Below are 20,833 nucleotides of genomic sequence, written 5' to 3'. Positions count from 1 at the left end.
ACGAATCAGTGTCTAGTTATCGATCTCCACAGTCTCATTGCAAGACAGCCTCCCCGGTATTTTTGGAGGTGCCATGAGGAATTCAATCTAGGTTATAGAGTTAAATAACTGCGAGAATAGAGGTAATTAAGGAGTGCTAAGAGGGCATCCTTAGCACAACAGTTTGAACACAGGCAGTTTGGTTAGACATCCCCATGAATTTCTTCGGTAAATGTCTTGAAGAAGAATATCCCTGCGACTTAACCCCCAGCCTTCAGGCGCAGGCAAGCTCAGGATACCCCCGTCCTCAGCTACAGCGTTCTCAGTGGACTTCCCTGGATGGCACCTGGAAGTTTACCTACGATGATGAGGGGCACTTTGCACGACCCAGTGATGTTACATCGTGGGGTCAGAATATCGAAGTTCCGTTCGCTCCCGAATCTATCCGGAGTGGTATTCACGACACGGGGTTTCATCCAAATTGCTGGTATGAGCGAGAGTTTGAGGTGTCGGCAGAAGGCGATCGCGTCCTGCTCCACTTTGGAGCTGTCGATTATCGGGCGCGGGTGTGGGTAAACGGCCAGTTCATGGTTGACCACGAGGGCGGGCACACCCCCTTCTCGATGGATATTACTTCTGTATTGCGCCCAGATGGTAAGCAGACAGTAACCGTATGGGCAGAGGACGACCCCTACGACTTGGCAAAACCACGGGGTAAGCAGGACTGGCAGCGGGAACCCCATAGCATTTGGTATCCCCGGACTAGCGGCATCTGGCAGACGGTGTGGTTGGAAAAAGTTCCTGCCACCTATATCGATCGCATTAAATGGACACCCCATTTTGAGCGCTGGGAAATCGGCTTTGAAGGGTTTGTCTCCGGCGACCTGCAAAGGGAAATGCACCTGAAGGTGCGGTTGACAGTGGGCAAGCAACTCCTAGTCAACGACATGTATGAGGTGTTGAATGGCGAAATTCACCGCCGTATTGCCCTGTCGGACCCCGGGATTGATGACTATCGCAACACATTGCTGTGGAGTCCTGAGAAGCCGACGCTGATTGATGCTCAGATTCAACTCTGGTGTCAGGGGCAGTTGGTGGATGAGGTGACCTCCTATACCGCCATGCGGACGGTGAATATCCAGCGCGATCGCTTCATGCTCAACGGGCATCCCTACTACCTGCGATTGGTGCTCGATCAGGGCTATTGGGAAGACACGCTGATGACGGCCCCTTCCAATGAAGCCCTGCGCCGGGACGTGGAACTGGTCAAGCAAATGGGCTTCAACGGTGTGCGTAAGCACCAGAAGATTGAGGATCCCCGCTTCCTTTACTGGGCCGACGTGCTGGGGCTGCTGGTGTGGGAAGAAATGCCCAGTGCCTACCGCTTTAGCCCCAAGGCGGTAGAACGGTTGACGAAGGAGTGGACGGAGGTGATCGAACGCGATGCCAGCCATCCCTGTGTTGTGGTCTGGGTACCCTTCAACGAGTCCTGGGGCGTGCCCGACTTGACCGCAACTCCGGCCCACCGTCACTGTGTCCAGGCGTTGTATCACCTGACTAAAACCCTCGATCCGACCCGTCCGGTGATCGGGAATGATGGTTGGGAAAGTACGGCCACGGACATTTTGGCGATCCACGACTACGACACTCAATCCCATAGTTTGGCAAAACGCTATGGGCCCGAGGTGAAGTTGGCGGATCTGTTCGATCGCCAGCGTCCTGGCGGTCGGGTGCTGACCCTAGACGGCTACCCTCACCAAGGACAGCCGATCATGCTGACGGAGTTTGGCGGCATTGCCTGCACTAAACCTGAAGAGCAGAGCAGCACCTGGGGCTATGCGCGCTCGGATAATGCACTGGAGTTTCAGCGACAGTATGCGGAGCTGCTGCAAACGGTGAATCAGGTGGAAATGTTCAGCGGTTTCTGCTACACCCAGCTGACAGATACCTTCCAGGAGGCAAACGGGCTGTTATATATCGATCGCACGCCAAAGTTCCCCATTTGGGCGATCGCATCTGCCACTTTAGGTAGGGGGATGGGAGAGGATGCCCCGTCTATGCTGCAAGAGCCTGTAAAAGTAGCCCAGGCCCACATAGAACATGCACTCTCAGACGCTCTTGAAGCCAGATGGGCGCAACCTCACCCTGTACAGCCGGTCACCCATTGCGGCGGGAATAACTGCGCCTAGTCCGAGCAGTGATCCTGTCCAGGCTAATCCACACCTCCGCTGGCATCCGCTGCGGGGGGAGTGGGTGGCCTATGCGAGCCATCGCCAGGGGCGGACATTCATGCCGCCCCCAGAATACAATCCACTGGCCCCGACCAAAAACCCGCAATTTCCCACCGAGTTACCCGAGGGCAACTACGACATTGCGGTTTTTGAAAACCGCTTTCCGTCGCTGATTCCGTCAGCGGCGGATTCTCCGCGTGAAATTGTGGATACGGTGCCCGCCAACGGTGCCTGCGAGGTGGTGGTGTTTACTCAAGATCCGCAGGCGGCGCTGAGTTCGCTACCGCTGGATCATATTGAGCTGCTGTTTCAAGTGTGGGGCGATCGCACCCAGGCTATTAGCCAGCACTCCCAAATTCAATACGTCCTGCCTTTTGAGAACAAAGGGGTCGAGGTGGGGGTGACGCTACACCACCCTCACGGCCAAATTTATGCCTATCCTTTTGTGCCACCGGTTCCGGCTCGGATGGGAGACTGCCAGCGGGAGCATTATCAGCAGCACCAGCGAGGGTTGCTGGAGGATCTGATTCAGGCGGAAATTGAGGACAATCAGCGGATTTTGTATCGGGATGAGTGGGCGATCGCCTTCGTTCCCGTGTGCGCTCGCTATGCCTATGAAGTGTGGATTGCTCCGATTCAACCTGTGGCCACGTTCCTGGATCTAACCTCTGAGCAGCGGGCGAGCTTAGCCAGGGCGCTAAAGACCGTGACCCTGAAGTACGACGGATTGTGGCAGCGTCCATTTCCTTACTTGATGGCCTGGTTTCAAGCTCCTGTGAATGGGGAAGCGCATCCAGAGTGGCACCTTCATGCCCAGTTTTATCCTCCCTATCGCACCTCAGACCGGCTGAAGTATTTAGCCGGAACGGAACTGGCAGCGGGGATGTTTGCCAATGATGCGCTGCCCGAAGAAAAAGCTAAGGAATTACAGGCCGTTAACGTCGAGCTTGAACAAGTTACTCACGTTTAAGTCTGTAGTTGTCATTGACCACTGAGTAGGGCAAGTTATGCCATGAATCGATCAGAAGAAATTTCTGAAAAATTAGCCGTTCTGCGGAATACGCTTCAGGAAACCGACGCCGCCGGAATCCGTCTGCGAGGAACCGATTGGTTTGCCTGGGCAACGGCTGGGGGTTCTAACACAGTGCTGCTAGCCGCTGAAGCTGGGGTGGCTGAGGTGCTAGTAACCCCCACCGATGCCTGGGTGCTGACGGATGAAATTGAGGCTCAGCGGTTGAAGGATGAGGAACTGCCAGAGGGTTCTCCTTACAAACTTCAGGTTAATCCATGGGCACAAGGTTCTGAGCGACAAGCTTTTGTAGAAGAAGCAACCCAGGGCGGCCAGGTATTGAGCGATAAACCATCGGGAGCCCCGACTGAAGCGGCCTTGCCTGCATCTCTCATTCAGCATCGATGGGTAATGTTGCCCAGCGAACTGGATCGTTACCGCCAAGTGGGGCGGCTGGCCAGCGAAGCGATGACCGAGGTTTTGACTCAAGCCCAGCCGACCTGGACGGAGCATCAATTGGCTGGAGCCGGGGCAGAAGCCATGTGGTCTAGGGGGCTACATCCGGCGTTGACCTTGGCAGCGGGCGATCGCCGCCTTCCTCTCTACCGCCATCCCCTGCCCAGCGGTGAAGCTTTGGGACGACAGGCGATGCTGGTGTTTTGCGCGCGCGGTCACGGGCTGATTGTCAGTCTGACTCGCTTTGTTTTCTTTGAAAAATTGTCGGAATCGGACCGGCAACGCCATCGCACCATTGCTGAGATTGAAGCTGTTGCGCTCGATCACTCTCAGGTGGATACGCCGCTGAATGCCATTTATCACGCGTTGGCAACAGCCTACGAACAGCACGGGTTTCCTAACGCGATTCGAGAACATCACCAGGGGGGAACCGCTGGGTATGGGGCGCGGGAGGTGGTGGCTACGGCAGAGACGGGCGATCGCCTCGCAGCCCCCATGATCTTGGCCTGGAACCCTAGTATTCCAGGGGCAAAAATTGAGGACACTTTTGTTTTGCACCCGGATAACAGTTTGGAGAACCTGAGTTTTGACCCTCAGTTTCCTCACCAGGAGATTGCCGGACGGCTGCGATCGATTCCCCTGGAGCGTTAATCATGGATTACAGGCAAATTTTCAACACCGCCCCCGACGTTGAAGCCCGTGCCCCCGGGAGGGTGAATCTATTGGGTGAACACACTGACTACAACGATGGGTTTGTGCTGCCGACCGCCATTCCCCAACACACCACCGTTGCCATCGGCTTCAGCCCCGATGATTGCCACCACTTCTATTCCGCCGAATTAGAGGAGCAGGTCGACCTCGACCCCGCTGGGGCCAATCCCGAGGGCTTTGCCAGCTACGTTAATGGCTGCATTCGCGTTTTAGAAACGGCTGGACACAAAATTCCGCCTTTAAACATATTCGTCACGTCGTCCGTTCCAATCGGTTCTGGGTTATCCAGCAGTGCAGCACTAGAAGTGGCCACCTTGCGAGGGCTGCGATCGCTCCTTCAGCTGCCGTTGGACGATGTGAAGATCGCCCAGTTTGGCCAGCAGGCTGAAATCCAGTATGCCGGGGTTAGCTGCGGCATTCTCGACCAGATGGCCTCTAGCCTGGCCGACACCGATCACATGCTGTTTCTTGATACCCGCACCCTCGATCGCCAAATTCTGCCCTTCCCCACGGGTGCAGAGATTGTGGTGATCGACAGTGGCGTGGCGCGATCGCTGGCCACCAGCGGCTATAACCAGCGCCGCACCGAGTGCGAAGCCGCCGCCGAGCAACTGGGCGTCAAAGCCCTGCGCGACATCACCGATCCCCAGCAGGCCGAGCAGTTACCTGAGCCGCTCCGCCAGCGGGCTCGGCATGTGATCACCGAAAACAATCGAGTTTTGAAGGCCCTAGAGAGCATCACCCCCGAAGCCTTTGGAGAACTGATGAACGCCTCCCATACCAGCCTGCGAGACGACTACGAAGTTTCCGTCCCCGCCCTCGATGCCCTGGTAGACATTCTTCAAACTACCCCCGATGTCTTTGGTGCCCGCCTCACCGGTGCCGGATTTGGCGGTGCTTGCGTTGCCCTAGTCGCCAAAGGCCAAGGAAACGCGATCGCCCACTCAACCCTCGAACGCTACAATCACGCCGGACACAACGGCCGTCTTCTCGTTAGTTAAAGCCCATGAGCAACAAACCATCCCAAAATCGCCTGGAAACCAGAGATCAGTTGATCGAAGGAGCCATTGAAGAGGCTATCGAAGCAGCTGACCTGTTCCTCACGTCCTTGGAAGAGCAAATCAAACAGGGGAGCTTCCTGGCTTCAGCCAAAACCGAAATCGCACCATCTGATGAGCAACCCTTGCCCCTCGAAGACGACACCTTCCTGACCGATTGGTTCTAACTACATCAACCCTTTAATCACCGACCGCGAGGACCACCATGGCAACTGTTCACGGCAATCTTCAAGGGATTAAATCTAGCCATATTAAACAGTTAGAGAAGCTTTACGATCAGCGATTGCCGGGCGATCGCTTGCTCACCCCCGAGATTGCTGAGCAACTCGCCACCCTCAGTCAGACCATTCACCATCCCATCAGCGGCTACGTCAACCGTCGCGGACAAATCATTCGGGTGGGAGTCGGCACTCCCCTGCAGACACAGCTTGCTGAAACCGATCTGCCTCGTCGCAGCGGCGATCGCCTCAGCGGCATCCGCTGCATAACGGTCCAGTTTCAGCCTCCCGACCCCAGCGCTTTCATCGCTCTGATACGCCAACGGCTAGATGCCCTGGTGGTGCTAATCGTGGCCGACCCCAAAGGCAACAAACACCGCAAAGACAAAGCCGATGCTTCCATCCAACAGATGCACCTAGCCCACATCGTTCCCGACCCAGAACAGCCGTGGACCGTAGAAGCGATCGCCCCCAACACCCTGTTCGAAGAAGACTTTGACGAGCGCATTCACGAATGGGAACGCGATATCCAGGCTGCGGGATTTGATCTATCCGACGCGCCAACCGGGCAAGCCGATCGCGATCGCGTTTTGCTGGTGGGTGTGATGGCCGAGGGCATGACCGAGCAACAGTTTGAAGACAGCATTGGCGAACTTGTGCGTTTGGTGGAAAGCGCCCAGGGAGAAGTGGTCGGCATGGTGCAGCAAAAGCGATCGCGCCCCGACTCGCAAACGGTGATTGGCCAGGGCAAAGTGGAAGAGGTGACCTTAGAAGCCCAGCGTTCTAGAGCCAATTTGGTGGTCTTTAATCGAGATATCTCGGCCACCCAGGCGCGCAACCTGGAAGAACAGATTGGGTTGCTCGTCGTCGATCGCACCGAGGTGATTTTAGACATCTTCGCTCAGCGGGCGCGATCGCAGGCGGGCAAGCTCCAGGTAGAACTGGCCCAGTTGGAATACATGCTGCCCCGGCTGCGGGGGCGCGGACAGGCTATGTCGCGCCTAGGGGCGGGTATCGGCACTCGTGGCCCCGGGGAAACAAAATTGGAAACCGAACGGCGCACCATTCAACGGCGCATCAACCAGCTCCAGCAAGAAGTTGACCAGCTGCAAGCCCACCGTGCCCGCCTGCGCCACCAGCGAGAAAATCAGGATATGCCTGCGATCGCCCTCGTCGGCTACACCAACGCCGGCAAATCTACCCTGCTCAACACCCTCACCCAAGCCGACATCTACACCGCCGACCAGCTCTTTGCCACCCTCGACCCCACTACCCGCCGTCTGACTGTTATGGATCCCGACACGGGCGATCGCCGCGATCTGCTCCTTACCGACACCGTGGGCTTCATCCACCACCTGCCCCCCGCACTGATGGATGCCTTCCGCGCCACATTAGAAGAAGTCACCGAAGCCGACGCCCTCCTGCACGTCGTCGATTTGTCTCACCCCGCTTGGGAACGCCACATTCAATCCGTCCAAGAAGTGCTCGACGAATTGCCCTCATCCCCCGGCGATGTGCTGCTCGTCTTCAACAAAGTCGATCGCACCGACAGCGAAACCCTGACCCTGGCCCAACAAACCTACCCCAACGCCCTCTTCATCTCTGCCACCGAGCGCCTGGGCCTAGAAACCCTTCGACAGCGCCTTGTCCAGTTCATCGATGCCCACGGCATGACGCCGCCTGAAATTATCCCATCCAAATAAATGTCCTTTTGAGGTCACTCGGCCCGTTGGGCCTGTGGCCATAAAAATCTTCGATAGGTATTTAGCTAGAACACCCTAAACCCAACTCCTTAACTAACCAGAGGAAAAGCTTATGCGCATTCATCACCTCAACTGTGGCTGCATGTGTCCCCTTGGCGGCTCTCTCTTTGATGGCTTCAGTCGTGGCCTCAACGCCCATCTCGTCTGCCACTGTCTACTGATAGAAACCAATCGCGAACTGGTGCTCATTGACACTGGCTTTGGGCTGCAAGATGTCGAGGCTCCCTACTCGCGACTCAGCCCCTTTTTCATCCATTTCAACAACATTCAGTTCGATCGCAAATACACCGCTATTGAGCAAATTCAGCGCCTCGGATTTTCCCCCAGCGATGTCCGCCACATTGTCTTGACCCACCTCGATTTTGACCATGCCGGTGGCCTAGAAGATTTTCCCGAGGCGACCGTTCACATCATGCAAAGCGAGATAGAAACAGCCCGCGATCGTCAGGGGTTTATCGCTAGTCGGCGCTATCGCCCCAACCAGTGGGATCAGGTCAAGCACTGGCAATACTACACAGCGGCAGGCGAACCCTGGTTTGGCTTTGAAGCCGTTCGCGATCTGGCCGGGCTGCCCCCAGAAATTTTGCTCATTCCCCTGGTGGGGCACACCCACGGCCACGCGGGGATCGCCGTTCAAACCGCTGAGGGCTGGTTGTTGCACGCCGGCGACGCCTATTTTTATCGGGACGAGATGAACCCATCGCAGCGCCACTGCACCCCAGGGCTACGCGCCTATCAATGGATGATGGAAGCCGATCGCACAGCCCGGTTACAAAATCAGGATCGATTGTGGCAGTTGTCGTGCGATCGCCCCAACGACGTACGCCTTTTCTGCAGCCATGATGCCGTTGAACTGGATACCTTCGTTAAATCTTCGTCCCCAGAATCTTCGTTGCGGTAGGGACATTGCAGTCGGGTATATCCCACTTTTCTAACCCACCCTACGGAACGCCTCGCGAACGGGAAGCAAGCTACGCCCTAAATCCCTCTCCTAGATCGGGAGAGGGATTTTGAATCCGACCCCCCTTCTCCCAAGATGGGAGAAGGGGTTGGGGGATGTAGCTTGCTTCCCGCAGGGTGGATCAATTTGCAAAACTAGGATGTCCTCTTGCAGTCACTCTCTCCGCCGTGAGAATCGCAGGTGATAGAGGTTCGCATGAAATAAATTGAGATTTTTGAAGAATCGTCAGAATCACAGGCATTCCGCTTCTACCAATGGGGAGAATAGAAATACGTCGAGGGTTACATTTTGCTCTGCCTATCGATCTTTAGCGGCACGATGTCACTCTAACGCCCCCATTTAGCGGATTGCGCAATGATTCAGAGCATTCAAAAAACAACGTTTAGCCCAGCCGATTTAGATCAACTTGCAGAAGACTTAAACCGAGATGGAATATGCATCATTCGCGGGCTATTCGATCGCGCCCTGATTGACGAATGGAAAGCCGCCTTCGACGCCTTATTTCAGAAGCGGCAGCAACAACCGGGTGGCGTCGCCCCTAGGGGCACTGCGCGCGGCTATGTGACTCTGCCCTGGGTTGCCCCCTTTGCCAACCCTGAAGTCTTTGCTAACTCAACCATTCTGGGCATCCTCGATCGCGTTTTTTACCAGGAATACAAGCTGGTACAGCTGGCCGCCGATATTCCCATGCAGGGGTCTGAATATCAGGACATTCACCGCGACTTTCGCCCCCTATTTTCTGACCAGATTGTGACACCGCTGTATGCACTGGCGGTCAACTTTCCCCTGGTCGAAGTCACCGCCGACAACGGCCCCTTTGAGATGGCCCGGGGTACCCATGTGATGTCTCGCGAAGAAGGGCTGGTCAAACTTCGAGCGGGCGAAATTGAGATGGAGCAATTTCATATGCAGCTGGGAGATGTGATGGTGCGATCGCCCCTAGCTCTCCACCGCGGCACTCCCAACATTACTCCCGAACCCCGCCCCATGATAGTGATGGGCTACGTCATGCACTGGCTTCACACCCATAAGGTAGATTTAACCCTGGAGCAGGGCTATTACAATGAGTTGTCACCGCAACAGCAGCAGTTGCTCCGGTGCAACACCGTAGAACAGTTAGCCGACAACGCCACGGAAACCTACGTAAAGTTCGAATATTAGTCACGGGAGGCGCGAGTTTAGCGACCGCAGGAGGCAGCGCTCGACAACCTCCTGCGATCGCTAAACCCTAGCCCCGGTTCAACAATGGCTCCGCAAACCTACACCAATCCGGTCTATCCAGAGTATTTTGCCGACCCGTTTGTTTGGCAATATCAGGGGATTTATTATGCGATCGGTACGGGGCCAGCGGAAGCGGCTGGAGAAGTGGATGAGCTGCACAAGCTGCGGGTCTTTCCACTACTGACATCCGAGGATTTGATACAGTGGCAGCCTGCCGGAAATGCTCTGCTGCGGCCTGATCCCGCCTTGGGAGATAACTTTTGGGCACCGGAAGTGGCTTACCACGAAGGCATCTTCTATCTTTATTACTCCGTAGGGCATGGGGATAAAAATCATCAGCTACGGGTCGCCACCAGCATTGACCCTCTCGGGCCTTTTCAGGATGTCGGCGAGTCGTTAATTGATCCCCATGCCTGTGCCTTTGCCATTGATCCCAGCCCCTTCCAGGATGACGATGGGCAGTGGTATCTCTTCTATGCTCAGGATTTTTTAGATACGGAAGCAGGGGTGCGGGCGGGCACGGCCCTAGTGGTCGATCGCCTCTCAACCATGACTACCCTCGCCGGAGACCCCAAAGTCGTTCTGCGGGCGCGGCACGACTGGCAACGGTTTTTGGCCGATCGCCCCATGTATGGCGGCACCTACGATTGGCATACCTTAGAGGGCCCCTGCGTGCGTAAGCATGGCGATCGCTACTACTGTTTCTACAGCGGTGGCCGGTGGGAAACTGAGAGCTATGGCGTTGACTATGGCGTGGCCGATCACGTTCTGGGTCCCTATTCAGATGCGGGGAATGAGCAGGGGCCACGGGTGTTGCGATCGCATCCCAACTCTGTTTTAGGTCCGGGACATAACTCGATTGCCCTACATCCTGATAACTCCACTGAATACGTGGTTTATCATGCCTGGGATCCGGCGATGACGGCACGGCGAATGTGCATCGATCGGCTGCTTTGGACAGCAGAAGGACCTCGCTGTCACGGTCCAACCTGGACACCACAAGACATTTAAGAAATTGGGTTTAAGCAGGGTATTGAAATGCTATCAAACGTAACTACAGGTAACGCCTACAGCGATGGGGAAGAAAAGCGAGGGTGGTTTGTTGGCTCGTTTGTCACCCCATCTATCAGCCCCCGCGCAACCTCGGCAGTGGAAGTGAAATGGGGCGTTCATAAGGCGGGCGACTGCCGCCCCGAGTGGACAGACCCGGCTGAAACCACCACCCTCTCCGTTCTGATTAGCGGTCGGTTTTGTCTACAGTTTCCCGATGGTGAAACCGTGCTGGCCACACAGGGAGATTATGCTCTCTGGCTGCCCGGCATTGCTCACTTTTGGCGGGCAGAAGAAGACTCTGTGGTGCTGACCGTTCGATGGTAAACGGACGGGCCAGAGGCCCATCCCACAAATAGATGGTCATCGAGGCCCAAGGATCTGTAGGGAAGCTCTTGTGGGATAGCCGTCTCGGCTGTCTACTCTCCAACAATTCAAGTCTTACCGCAGCCCTCACCCCCCTCTAAAGCCCTCTAAGGATTGGGCTACTACGGAGACAATTAGGGGCGATCGCTACCATGCCGCTTCTGGTGCCATTGCCACGCGTGGGTCAGAATTGTGTCGAGATCAGCATACTGGGGTTGCCATTCTAAAACACTGCGAGCCTTATCGCTGCTGCCAACCAAAGTGGGGGGATCACCAGGGCGGCGATGGCGCTCTACCACCTGAATCTCCCGTTGCGTTACCCGACGAGCTGCTTCAATCACTTCACGAACAGAGAAACCGCTGCCGTTGCCTAAATTAAACACATCACTGTTGCCGCCGTTTAGCAGATACTGCAAACCCAAAACGTGAGCCTGGGCCAAATCCGCAACATGAATATAGTCGCGAACGCAGGTGCCATCGGGGGTTGGATAATCTGTGCCGAAGATAGCAATGCTTTCTAGCTTGCCTAGCGCTGCCAACAGCACCAGCGGAATGAGGTGGGTTTCCGGCGCATGGTCTTCGCCCAATCGTCCATCGGGATCGGCTCCTGCCGCATTGAAGTAGCGAAAGCGAACCGACTTTAACCCATAGGCTGCATCAAAATCTGCCAGCATCCGCTCCACCATTTGTTTGCTGGTGGCGTAGGGACTCATGGGCTCTTGGGGATGGTCTTCGGTGATGGGCACAAATTTGGGAGTGCCATACAGCGCGCAGGTAGACGAAAATACCAATTGCTTCACCGAAGCCGCAACCATTGCCTCTAAAAGCGTTAATGTTCCAGCCACATTATTGCGATAGTACTTGCCGGGATCAGTGACCGATTCTCCTACGGCAATGTAAGCGGCGAAGTGCATTACAGCGGCAATCGGGTAAGTGGAAAAGAGGTGATCGAGGAAGGGGCGATCGCTAATGTCGCCTACCACTACTTTTACCTGCAATTCCTGCTCCACAAGCTCCTGATGGCCATTCGATAAGTTATCCAGCACCAACAGGTCATACCCTGCCTGCTGCAAAGCTAGGGCTGCATGGGAGCCAATATATCCCGCCCCTCCCGTCACTAAAATCATCGATTTTTCAGGCATGGTGTTCCCCGTTTTTAAATGACGTTTTCAACCGTCTTTTATAGATTTTATAATCCAAAAAATCTGCTCGCTGCAACCGAAGTTAATTTAAGCTTAAGAAGAGCCAGCGTCAAAAATAGCAATTAACACGCAAATTTTTGCGCTCATCCTTTGTTTATCCAAAGTAAGCTAGAGAAATTGACAAAGCCTCTAGAGAACAAACAGGCCTTTAACTAACTTTGACAATCCACCATTGCCGTAAAGGTTATTGATAAACTCCTAGACCTAGCTCAATATAATAATAAAAAGCAGCCGCGTATTCCTCTAACTCTAGAAGTAATTGCTCAATTCAGTAGCCAATCGATTTGAGGTGAGGTAAGGGCACGACATATGGCATCAAAGGTGAAGCTTCTTCGCCGTTTTGACAAGCGATCGCACCTAGGCGAACTAGTTTGGGTCCCATCGAGAGCGAAAATTCATGGTCACTTTTCAGTGAATCACATTCCAACAACTGCTGCAACCGTTAATAAATCAGCGCATTGTTGCAGCGGAAATGGAGCTACCAACCTTTCCGCAGATAACGACTCTCGTTAACCTAGTAGAGCAATTACCTCTATAAGTGAAAGTCTATACAGCAGAGATACATTACTTTTGGTTCTTTAAACTTCTACCCAAAGAGATGTTCCCACTAGAAACAAACCCCCTACTCTGAAGGTGTCAGCTCCCACTGGAGATCTTTGGCGATGCTTAAAGTGGTGGCTAAGAGCAAATATCTTGCGAAATTGAGAAATTGATTGTTTGCAATGGATAGCTGTGCAAGCTATGGGATTTCAGCGGAAATTTCGCCTGTATTAGCTCCAAGAGTAGAGCACGATTTGGAAACATTAGATTGTTAACCCTGCAAATTGGGAGGTAAGATGTCGACCCACTATATTTCAGAGAGCTATTTTAATAGAAAGCTATCCGACAAAAAATCGATAGAAGATCAGCTCAGTTTAGAGCAAAGCGCTGCATCCCTCGGCTTACGGTGGCCTGAAGGTACGGAACTAGAACCCTCAGCGCCTGGAGCACCAGATTTAATTTGCTTCTCTCATCTGCGGTGGGATTTTGTATATCAGCGGCCCCAACATCTGCTCAACCGTTGTGCTCAGACTCGCCGCGTTTTTATCGTGGAGGAGCCGATCGCCGTTTCTGAAGAGACTTCCTATCTCGACATTAGCAAGCGTGATTGTGGGGTCTGGATTGTTGTTCCCCATCTTTCCGAAAGCCTGAGCGACGAAGAATTTACGCTTTCCCTACAGCAGCTGCTGAATACCCTGTTCGCGGAAGCTCAAATTCAACAGCCGATCCTCTGGTATTACACACCGATGGCGGTGCCTTTTACCCATCATTTGCCCGCGTCCGCTGTGGTGTACGACTGCATGGACGAGCTTTCCGCTTTCAAAGGCGCCCATCCCCAACTGCAAGCCTGGGAAGCCCGTCTGTTTGAGATGGCCGACCTCGTATTCACCGGTGGACATAGCCTTTACGAAGCTAAGCAGCACCAACATTCAAGTGTTCATGCCTTCCCCAGCAGCATTGATGCCGCTCACTTTGCTCAAGCTCGACAGCCCCTGCCCGAGCCACACGATCAGGCAGAGATTCCCCATCCCCGTATGGGATTTTATGGGGTGATCGATGAACGGCTGGATCTGGAGTTGTTGGATGGGATCGCCCAGGCTCGGCCTGACTGGCATTTGGTCATGGTTGGCCCAGTTGTCAAAATTGACTCGGCTTCTCTTCCCCAACGGCCCAACATCCATTATTTAGGGGGCAAATCTTATCAAGAGTTGCCTCACTATTTAGCCGGTTGGGATGTGGCTCTGCTGCTTTTTGCCCGCAACGAATCGACCCGTTTCATCAGCCCGACCAAAACGCCGGAATACCTGGCTGGTGGAAAACCTGTGGTATCGACCTCGATTCGAGATGTGGTGCGGCCCTACGGCGACGAGAACCTGGTTCACATTGCTGATACGGTGCCGGAGTTTGTGGAGGCGATCGCCGCTGCTCTGGCTCAGAGCCAAGCCCCATCCGACTGGCTCGATCGGGTTGATGCCCGACTGGCTCAAACCTCTTGGGATTTGACCTGGCAGGCCATGAATGACCGGATTGAGGAGGCGATCGCCGCCAACGCCCGCAAGACCACCCCGTCCGAGACCACCTCGGTCAAGACCAAATATCCAACGGCGATCGCCGCCAACGTTGACCAGGTAGCGATCTAATTTTCACTGCAAGGAGTAGCCCCATGTTTGACTATTTAATTGTTGGTGCTGGATTTGCCGGCAGTGTTTTAGCAGAGCGCTTAGCAACTCAGCAAAATAAAAAAATTCTGATTGTAGATACTCGCAACCACATTGGTGGCAATGCCTACGATCACTACAATGAAGACGGGATTTTGGTCCACAAATATGGCCCCCACATCTTCCACACCAACTCCCGCGATGTGTTTGAATATTTGTCCCTCTTCACCGAGTGGCGACGCTATGAGCACCGAGTTTTAGCCAGCGTGGATGGTCAGTTAGTCCCGATTCCCATCAATCTGGACACCATCAACAAGCTGTATGGACTGAAGCTGACCGCTTTTGAGGTTGAGGAATTCTTAGCCTCCCTCGCTGAAACTAAAGACTACATTCGCACCTCTGAAGATGTGGTGGTGAGCAAAGTGGGGCGAGAGCTCTACGAAAAGTTCTTCCGCAACTACACCCGCAAACAGTGGGGCGTTGATCCCTCCGAATTGGATAAATCTGTTACCGCTCGCGTTCCCACCCGCACCAACCGGGACGATCGCTACTTCACCGATACTTATCAGGCCATGCCGCTCCACGGCTACACCCGCATGTTTGAGCAAATGTTGGCGCATCCCAACATCAAAATCATGCTCAACACCGATTACCGGGAAATTCAGGATGTCATTCCCTACAAGGAAATGATTTACACCGGTCCGGTAGATGGCTTCTTTGATTACTGCTACGGCAAGCTGCCCTACCGCTCCCTCGAATTCAAACATGAAACGCTGAACGAGGAAGTGCATCAGCCCCAGGCCGTCATCAACTATCCCAACGAGCACCTCTACACCCGGGTCACCGAGTTCAAATACTTGACTGGGCAAGAACATCTCAAAACCAGTATTGTCTACGAATATCCCCAGGCCGAGGGCGATCCGTACTATCCTGTACCACGCCCCGAAAATGCCGAACTTTACAAGCAGTACAAAGCTTTAGCCGATGCCGAACCGGGGGTTCACTTTGTGGGACGGCTCGCCACCTACAAGTACTACAACATGGATCAGGTGGTGGCTCAGGCCTTAGCACTCCATGCCCAGCTGTCTAATCGCTCTAGCTGGCACCCCAGGGAAGAGAGCCTACCGGCAAAGCAGCCTGTTGTCCCAATGTCGAATGGCAACGGCAACAGTAACGGCAACGGTAATGGCAATGGATCCTTCAAGGCTGTTTCCAGCAATGGCTCTAGCCGTTCTGCTACCCCTGTGGCGGCAGGCAAAGCCGAAACAAATGGTAAATCTCGTTGAGCAATAGTGAGCGTGTGATGAGTGCAGACCAGATGTTACCCAAGCTGGAACTTTGGGGTGGCGTTGAATGTACTGTGAACCGGGTAGGCGATCGCTATTTTGATCAGCTCCAGCGCAATGGTCACGATACCCGCATTGAAGACCTCGACTGCTTTGCCAATCTGGGCATCCAGGCTATCCGCTATCCCATCCTTTGGGAACGTACAGCCCCCAATGGCCCAGAGCAGGCCGACTGGAGCTGGGCAGACCAGCGATTAGCGTACTTGGATGATATCGGGATTCGTCCCATTGTTGGCCTGGTACACCACGGCAGCGGTCCGCCTCACACTAGCTTGCTAGACCCGGAGTTCGCCAACGGCCTGGCTGAGTTTGCCCAGGCCGTTGCCACCCGCTATCCCTGGCTGGAATATTACACCCCAGTCAATGAGCCCCTGACCACCGCCCGCTTCAGCGGGCTGTATGGCCACTGGTATCCCCATGCCCAGGACGATCAGAGCTTTATTCGAGCTTTGATCAACCAGTGCCGTGGGGTTGCCCTGTCCATGGAGGCCATTCGTCGCATCAACCCGGCGGCGAAACTGGTGCAGACCGAAGATCTGGGCAAGACGTTCGGCACGCCGCTGTTGAGCTATCAAATTGCCTTCGAAAATGAGCGGCGATGGCTATCCTTTGATCTACTCTGCGGCCGGGTAGATCGGAGCCACGAGCTATGGGACTATTTGCGGCAGAGCGGAGCTGAGGAATCGGACTTAGACTGGTTTCTCGATCATCCCTGCTCGCCCGATATTTTTGGCATTAATCGCTATTTGACCAGCGATCGCTTCCTCGATGAACGGCTCGATCGCTACCCGCCCCACACCCACGGCGGCAACGGCAAGCATCAATATGCTGATGTGGAAGCGGTGCGGGTCTGCGAGGAAGGCATTTGTCCCCCCGATGTCTTGCTGAAAGAGGTCTGGGAACGCTACCACCAGCCCATCGCCGTCACCGAGGTTCACCTGGGCTGCACTCGAGAAGAGCAACTGCGCTGGCTTAAGGAAATTTGGGATGCCGCCCAACACCTGCGCCAGGAGGGGGTAGACCTGCGGGCCGTCACCGCCTGGTCACTTCTGGGTGCCTACGACTGGAACAGCCTCGTTACCCGCGACGAGTGCTTTTACGAGCCGGGCGTCTTTGACGTGCGTCCCCCATGCAGCGGCGTTATGTCATCGCCTCCGCCCCGCCCCACAGCGATCGCCACCGTGCTCCGCCATTTTTCCCAAGGTGAGCCCTACCATCACCCCCTCCTAGAAGTCCCCGGCTGGTGGAAACGGAGCGATCGCCTGCTCTATCCCCCCGTTTCCTGCGGCCATACTTCAAAAGAAACCGAATCAGTGGAGTTAGGGCAGATGGCAGATGGCAGATGGCAGAAGGAAACCCATCCACTCATCCACCCATCCACCCATCCACCCCTGCACCCATCTCCCCTGCTCATCACTGGAGCGACCGGCACGCTCGGTCAGGCCTTTGCGCGCATCTGTGCCCTGCGGGGCATTCCCCACCGCCTGCTGAGCCGCCAGGAGATGGATATCACCAATCCAGTCATGGTTGAGCAGGTGCTGGCGGAAATGCAGCCGTGGGCCGTAATCAATGCGGCGGGCTATGTGCGCGTCGATGATGCGGAGCGGGAGTCTCACCTGTGCTGCAGCATTAATGCAGATGGGGCCGCTATTCTGGCGGAGAGTTGTGCGCAGCGCAATATTGGGCTGATCACTTTTTCTTCGGATCTGGTGTTTGACGGCGATCGCCAACAGCCTTATCTAGAAAGCGATCCGGTTGCGCCACTAAATGTCTACGGCCACAGCAAAGCCCAGGCAGAACAGCGGGTGCTACATTACCATCGGGAATCTTTAGTCATTCGCACCAGTGCTTTCTTTGGCCCCTGGGATGATCACAACTTCCTGACTATTGCCCTTCGCACCCTGCAGGCAGGAGAGCCTTTCCTAGCGGCGGAAGATGCGATCGTGTCTCCCACCTATGTGCCCGATCTGGTTCATGCCAGCCTCGACTTGCTGATTGATGGAGAGCACGGTATCTGGCACCTGGCCAATCCAGGGGCGATCGCCTGGGCTGACCTCGCTCGCCAGACGGCGCAACTCGCTGGGTTGGATGCCTCTTTCATTCGATCCTGCTCCACCGAAAGCTTTGGCTATGCGGCATCTCGCCCCGCCTATAGTGTGCTCAGCAGCGAGCGTGGGATTTTGCTGCCAGATCTGGACCGGGCGATCGCTCAGTACTTGAACGAGTGCGATCGGGTTCAGGCTTAGGGATCTCGGCTTCGTCTCTTGATAGACCAGTGCTCCAGCGTCTCAGTATCAACTTGCTGAGACGCTAGAGCATGGTAAACATGGGTCGCAGCTACTTTCGCCAGGGCGCTGCGGTTTGACGTCGTCTTGCTCTGAAGAAACCACGTGGGCGTTGGTGATTAGGTCTCCGGCTTGAGTGCCGATCGGGCTGTCTCGGCCCAGGAGTAATTTACCCAGCAACAGACGGTCGGGCTTTCTGCCAAAAAGAGAAAAACAGCGATTCTCAATGGCTCTAGGACGCTCAGGCGATCGCTGCCATCCCTTCAGGTTGTCGTTGCCATCAGCGCCCGACTAACCTGAAACCTTGCGATCGCAGCTCCTCGCCCCACTGCATCTCTGGAGTATCGTCTATGCGCCTTGCCAAAAAGCCATTGCCGTCCCTCTGGATTGGCGTAGCGATTTACTTCTACGCCTTTATTGCCATTGGCATCGCCGAAGCAGGGTTAGGGGTTTTGCTGCCCTCTATCTTGACGGCCTATAGCCTGACCCCGGCCACCGTAACGCTGCTCTTTGTCAGCCAAATCACCGGTTACATTACGGCAGCCCTCACTAGCAGCCTCGTCAGTCATCGGTTAGGGCTGGGGCGCATGCTCTTGGGGGCGGCCAGCTTGCTGACATTAGCCCTGCTCACCTATGCCCTGGCTCCCTTCTGGCTGTTAATGGTGGCGGCGGGCACCCTGCTGGGATTAGGCATTGGGTTTATCGATGCCGGAATCAACACGGCCATGGTGCAAGATGCCCGTAGCGCCCACCTGATTGGGGCCCTGCACGGCTTCTACGGAATTGGGGCATGCTCCGGCCCAGCCATCGCCACTACGCTATTGGCGGTAGGCCTCAGCTGGCGGCAGGTCTATGGCGTGCTGGCCAGTCTCACCAGCCTGTTGATGGTGGGCGTGTTTGCCGCCCTGGTTTGCCGTTACCCTGCCATGGTGGAACGACCTGCTGAACAAGATTCACTGGCGGGGACGCACTTAAAGCGAGCGCTGCGCACCCCGATCGTCTTTCTGTTTGGAGCATTTCTGTTTGTCTATGTGGGCGTTGAGGCGTCCTTGAGCAACTGGGCCTACAGCGTGCAGGTGCTCGCTCGCTCGACGCCGCCGTTGCTGGCGGGCTACAGCGTTAGCGCCTACTGGCTGGGGCTGACGGTGGGGCGCTTTGGGCTAAGCTATCTGCTGCGATCGCTAGGCGCTATCCGTACTATCACCCTGTCCCTGGGGTTGCTCCTGATCGGGCTGCTGTGCTGGTGGCAACTGTCCAACCCATTGGTTAGCTTACCCCTGGTTGGATTTGCCCTGGCGGCCATCTTTCCCACCATTATTTGGCTGATTCCCAAGCGCTTGCCAGAGGCCTTAGTTCCCGCTGCCGTGAGCTTTGCCACCAGTGCCGCCAGCGTCGGGGCCGCGCTGATTCCTGCCGGGCTGGGCTGGGTGGCCAGCCGGTCAGACCTGGGGGTGATTCCCCCGCTGATGCTGCCTTTGGCGATCGCCATGGGTGGTTTACACTACTGGCTCATCCGATCCCCCAGGAAGTAGCAGAACGACCTTGAGACTGGAGCTAGGGCTAGTCTCAAGGCCGATTCAGGGGGATACAGTTCGATCTTCTGCTACTAGCTAGAACAGGCTACCCATAGCGCGCAGCATATTCTGCGGCTGCATGGCCGCTTCTGCTGCCGTCGGCTCGTAGCCGCAGTGCACCATGCAGTCGGCGCACTCGGGGTTGCCGCTCTTGTGGCCGTACTTCTCCCAGTCGGTGTTGTCGAGAAGTTCTTGGAAGGTTTCGTAGTGCCCCTCATTCAGCAAGTAGCAGGGTTTTTGCCAACCCAGCACGCTGTAGCTGGGGCTGCCCCAGGGGGTGCAGTCGTAGTCTTTTTGCCCCGTCAAGAAGTCCAAAAAGAGCGGGTTGTGGTTAAATTCCCACTTTTTTTTGCCCGCCGTAAACGGGGCCAAAATTTCTCGAAACAGCGCTTTGGTCTGATCGCGCTTGAGGAAGTGCTCTTGGTTAGGGGCCCAATCATAGCTATAGCCCGGCGACACCATCATGCCGTCTACTTTCAGCTCGGTCAGGTAATCAAACAGAGACTGAATTTCCTGGGGATCAGTGCCCTCAAACACGGTGGTGTTGGTGGTGACCCGGAAGCCCCGCGCCTTGGCCGCCCGGATGGCGCTGATGGCGATATCGAAGACGCCATTGCGATCGACGCAGCGATCGTGCAGGTCCTTCATGCCGTCTAGGTGAACGCTAAACGAGAGGTAGGGCGAGGGCGTAAACTTGTCGAGACTTTTTTCGAGCAGCAGGCCGTTGGTGCAGAGGTAGACAAACTTTTTGCGCGCTACTAGGCCCTGCACAATCTCGTCAATCTGGGGGTGCAGCAGCGGTTCCCCACCGGGGATCGAAACCACCGGGGCACCGCATTCTTCTGCCGCCGCAAAGCAGTCTTCGGGCGACAGGTTCTGCTTCAAAATTTCTTTGGGATGCTGAATTTTGCCGCAGCCCGAGCAGGCCAAATTGCAGCGAAACAGCGGCTCTAGCATCAACACCAGGGGATACTGCTTACGCCCTTTGAGGCGCTGAGTGACAAGATATTGCCCCACGCCTAGGGCCTGCTGCAGACTGATTGCCATTTCTCTTCACTCCTCGAATTGGGAGAATTCGTCAGCATCATCGTTAAACCGGGCGGCTTGCCTAGGTCACGGCGATTGTAGATGCTTCGAACCCTGATGGTGATTACCCAACTACCGTAATTCATTTTGGCAAAAACGGTTGTCTCTGCCCCCATTCT

Annotated in this window: 16 protein-coding genes; 14 read left to right on the top strand and 2 right to left on the bottom strand. The window is 55.3% G+C overall.

Translation table 11 applies throughout. The features are described 5' to 3' along the window. Positions 1–194 precede the first annotated feature (194 nt). From NC979_RS20560 to NC979_RS20515, 10 genes are all read left to right on the top strand, one after another. A complete protein-coding gene (locus NC979_RS20560) occupies positions 195–2,168 on the top strand; it encodes a glycoside hydrolase family 2 protein (RefSeq protein WP_190521196.1) in 1,974 nt (657 codons plus the stop codon). Beyond that, complete coding sequence (gene galT / locus NC979_RS20555; protein ID WP_190521195.1) at positions 2,080–3,180, top strand: galactose-1-phosphate uridylyltransferase; 1,101 nt, start codon at positions 2,080–2,082, stop codon at positions 3,178–3,180. The genes NC979_RS20560 and galT overlap by 89 nt, the downstream gene beginning before the upstream one ends. 42 nt (positions 3,181–3,222) lie before the next feature. Further along, complete coding sequence (locus tag NC979_RS20550) at positions 3,223–4,326, top strand: M24 family metallopeptidase (protein ID WP_190521193.1); 1,104 nt, start codon at positions 3,223–3,225, stop codon at positions 4,324–4,326. A gap of 2 nt (positions 4,327–4,328) precedes the next feature. Further along, positions 4,329–5,387, top strand: a complete 1,059-nt coding sequence (galK, locus tag NC979_RS20545; RefSeq protein WP_190521191.1) for a galactokinase — start codon at positions 4,329–4,331, stop codon at positions 5,385–5,387. 5 nt (positions 5,388–5,392) lie between these two features. Beyond that, positions 5,393–5,611 (top strand): hypothetical protein, encoded by a 219-nt coding sequence (locus tag NC979_RS20540; RefSeq protein WP_190521189.1) that lies wholly within the window; start codon positions 5,393–5,395, stop codon positions 5,609–5,611. A gap of 38 nt (positions 5,612–5,649) precedes the next feature. Next, the gene (hflX, locus tag NC979_RS20535) at positions 5,650–7,365 is read left to right on the top strand and encodes a GTPase HflX (RefSeq protein ID WP_190521187.1); all 1,716 of its coding nucleotides are present in this window, start codon (positions 5,650–5,652) and stop codon (positions 7,363–7,365) included. Positions 7,366–7,477: 112 nt separating this feature from the next. Next, on the top strand, positions 7,478–8,326 hold the full coding sequence (locus NC979_RS20530) for an MBL fold metallo-hydrolase (RefSeq protein ID WP_190521185.1): 849 nt from the start codon (positions 7,478–7,480) through the stop codon (positions 8,324–8,326). A gap of 414 nt (positions 8,327–8,740) precedes the next feature. Next, positions 8,741–9,547 carry a phytanoyl-CoA dioxygenase family protein gene (locus NC979_RS20525; RefSeq protein WP_190521183.1) on the top strand — a complete coding sequence of 269 codons (807 nt, stop codon included), beginning with the start codon at positions 8,741–8,743 and terminating at the stop codon, positions 9,545–9,547. An 84-nt stretch (positions 9,548–9,631) separates the two neighbouring features. Continuing rightward, a complete protein-coding gene (locus NC979_RS20520) occupies positions 9,632–10,618 on the top strand; it encodes a glycoside hydrolase family 43 protein (protein WP_190521181.1) in 987 nt (328 codons plus the stop codon). A 27-nt stretch (positions 10,619–10,645) separates the two neighbouring features. Further along, on the top strand, positions 10,646–10,984 hold the full coding sequence (locus NC979_RS20515) for a signal peptidase I (RefSeq protein ID WP_190521179.1): 339 nt from the start codon (positions 10,646–10,648) through the stop codon (positions 10,982–10,984). Between the two features lie 173 nt (positions 10,985–11,157). Here NC979_RS20515 and galE read toward each other — a convergent pair whose 3' ends face one another. Next, positions 11,158–12,165, bottom strand: coding sequence for a UDP-glucose 4-epimerase GalE (gene galE / locus NC979_RS20510; protein ID WP_190521177.1), 1,008 nt, complete (start codon positions 12,163–12,165; stop codon positions 11,158–11,160). Positions 12,166–13,061: 896 nt separating this feature from the next. Here galE and NC979_RS20505 point away from each other — a divergent pair. The 4 genes from NC979_RS20505 (at position 13,062) to NC979_RS20490 (ending at position 19,586) form a co-directional block, all read left to right on the top strand. Beyond that, the gene (locus tag NC979_RS20505; RefSeq protein ID WP_190521175.1) at positions 13,062–14,405 is read left to right on the top strand and encodes a glycosyltransferase family 1 protein; all 1,344 of its coding nucleotides are present in this window, start codon (positions 13,062–13,064) and stop codon (positions 14,403–14,405) included. Between the two features lie 23 nt (positions 14,406–14,428). Next, positions 14,429–15,709: a UDP-galactopyranose mutase gene (gene glf, locus NC979_RS20500; RefSeq protein ID WP_190521173.1), complete on the top strand. Its 1,281-nt coding sequence runs from the start codon at positions 14,429–14,431 to the stop codon at positions 15,707–15,709. Positions 15,710–15,741: 32 nt separating this feature from the next. After that, positions 15,742–18,015, top strand: coding sequence for a family 1 glycosylhydrolase (locus NC979_RS20495; RefSeq protein WP_199308922.1), 2,274 nt, complete (start codon positions 15,742–15,744; stop codon positions 18,013–18,015). Positions 18,016–18,404: 389 nt separating this feature from the next. Continuing rightward, positions 18,405–19,586: an MFS transporter gene (locus tag NC979_RS20490; RefSeq protein ID WP_190521169.1), complete on the top strand. Its 1,182-nt coding sequence runs from the start codon at positions 18,405–18,407 to the stop codon at positions 19,584–19,586. A gap of 78 nt (positions 19,587–19,664) precedes the next feature. Here the strand turns inward: NC979_RS20490 and hpnH are convergent, their stop codons facing one another. Next, positions 19,665–20,675, bottom strand: a complete 1,011-nt coding sequence (gene hpnH / locus NC979_RS20485; protein ID WP_190521168.1) for an adenosyl-hopene transferase HpnH — start codon at positions 20,673–20,675, stop codon at positions 19,665–19,667. Positions 20,676–20,833: the final 158 nt, after the last annotated feature.

Origin of the sequence: Leptolyngbya subtilissima AS-A7, from assembly GCF_039962255.1 — a bacterium.
In the GTDB taxonomy this organism is placed as follows: Bacteria; Cyanobacteriota; Cyanobacteriia; order Phormidesmidales; family Phormidesmidaceae; genus Nodosilinea.
This window is presented reverse-complemented; position numbering and strand designations above follow the sequence as displayed.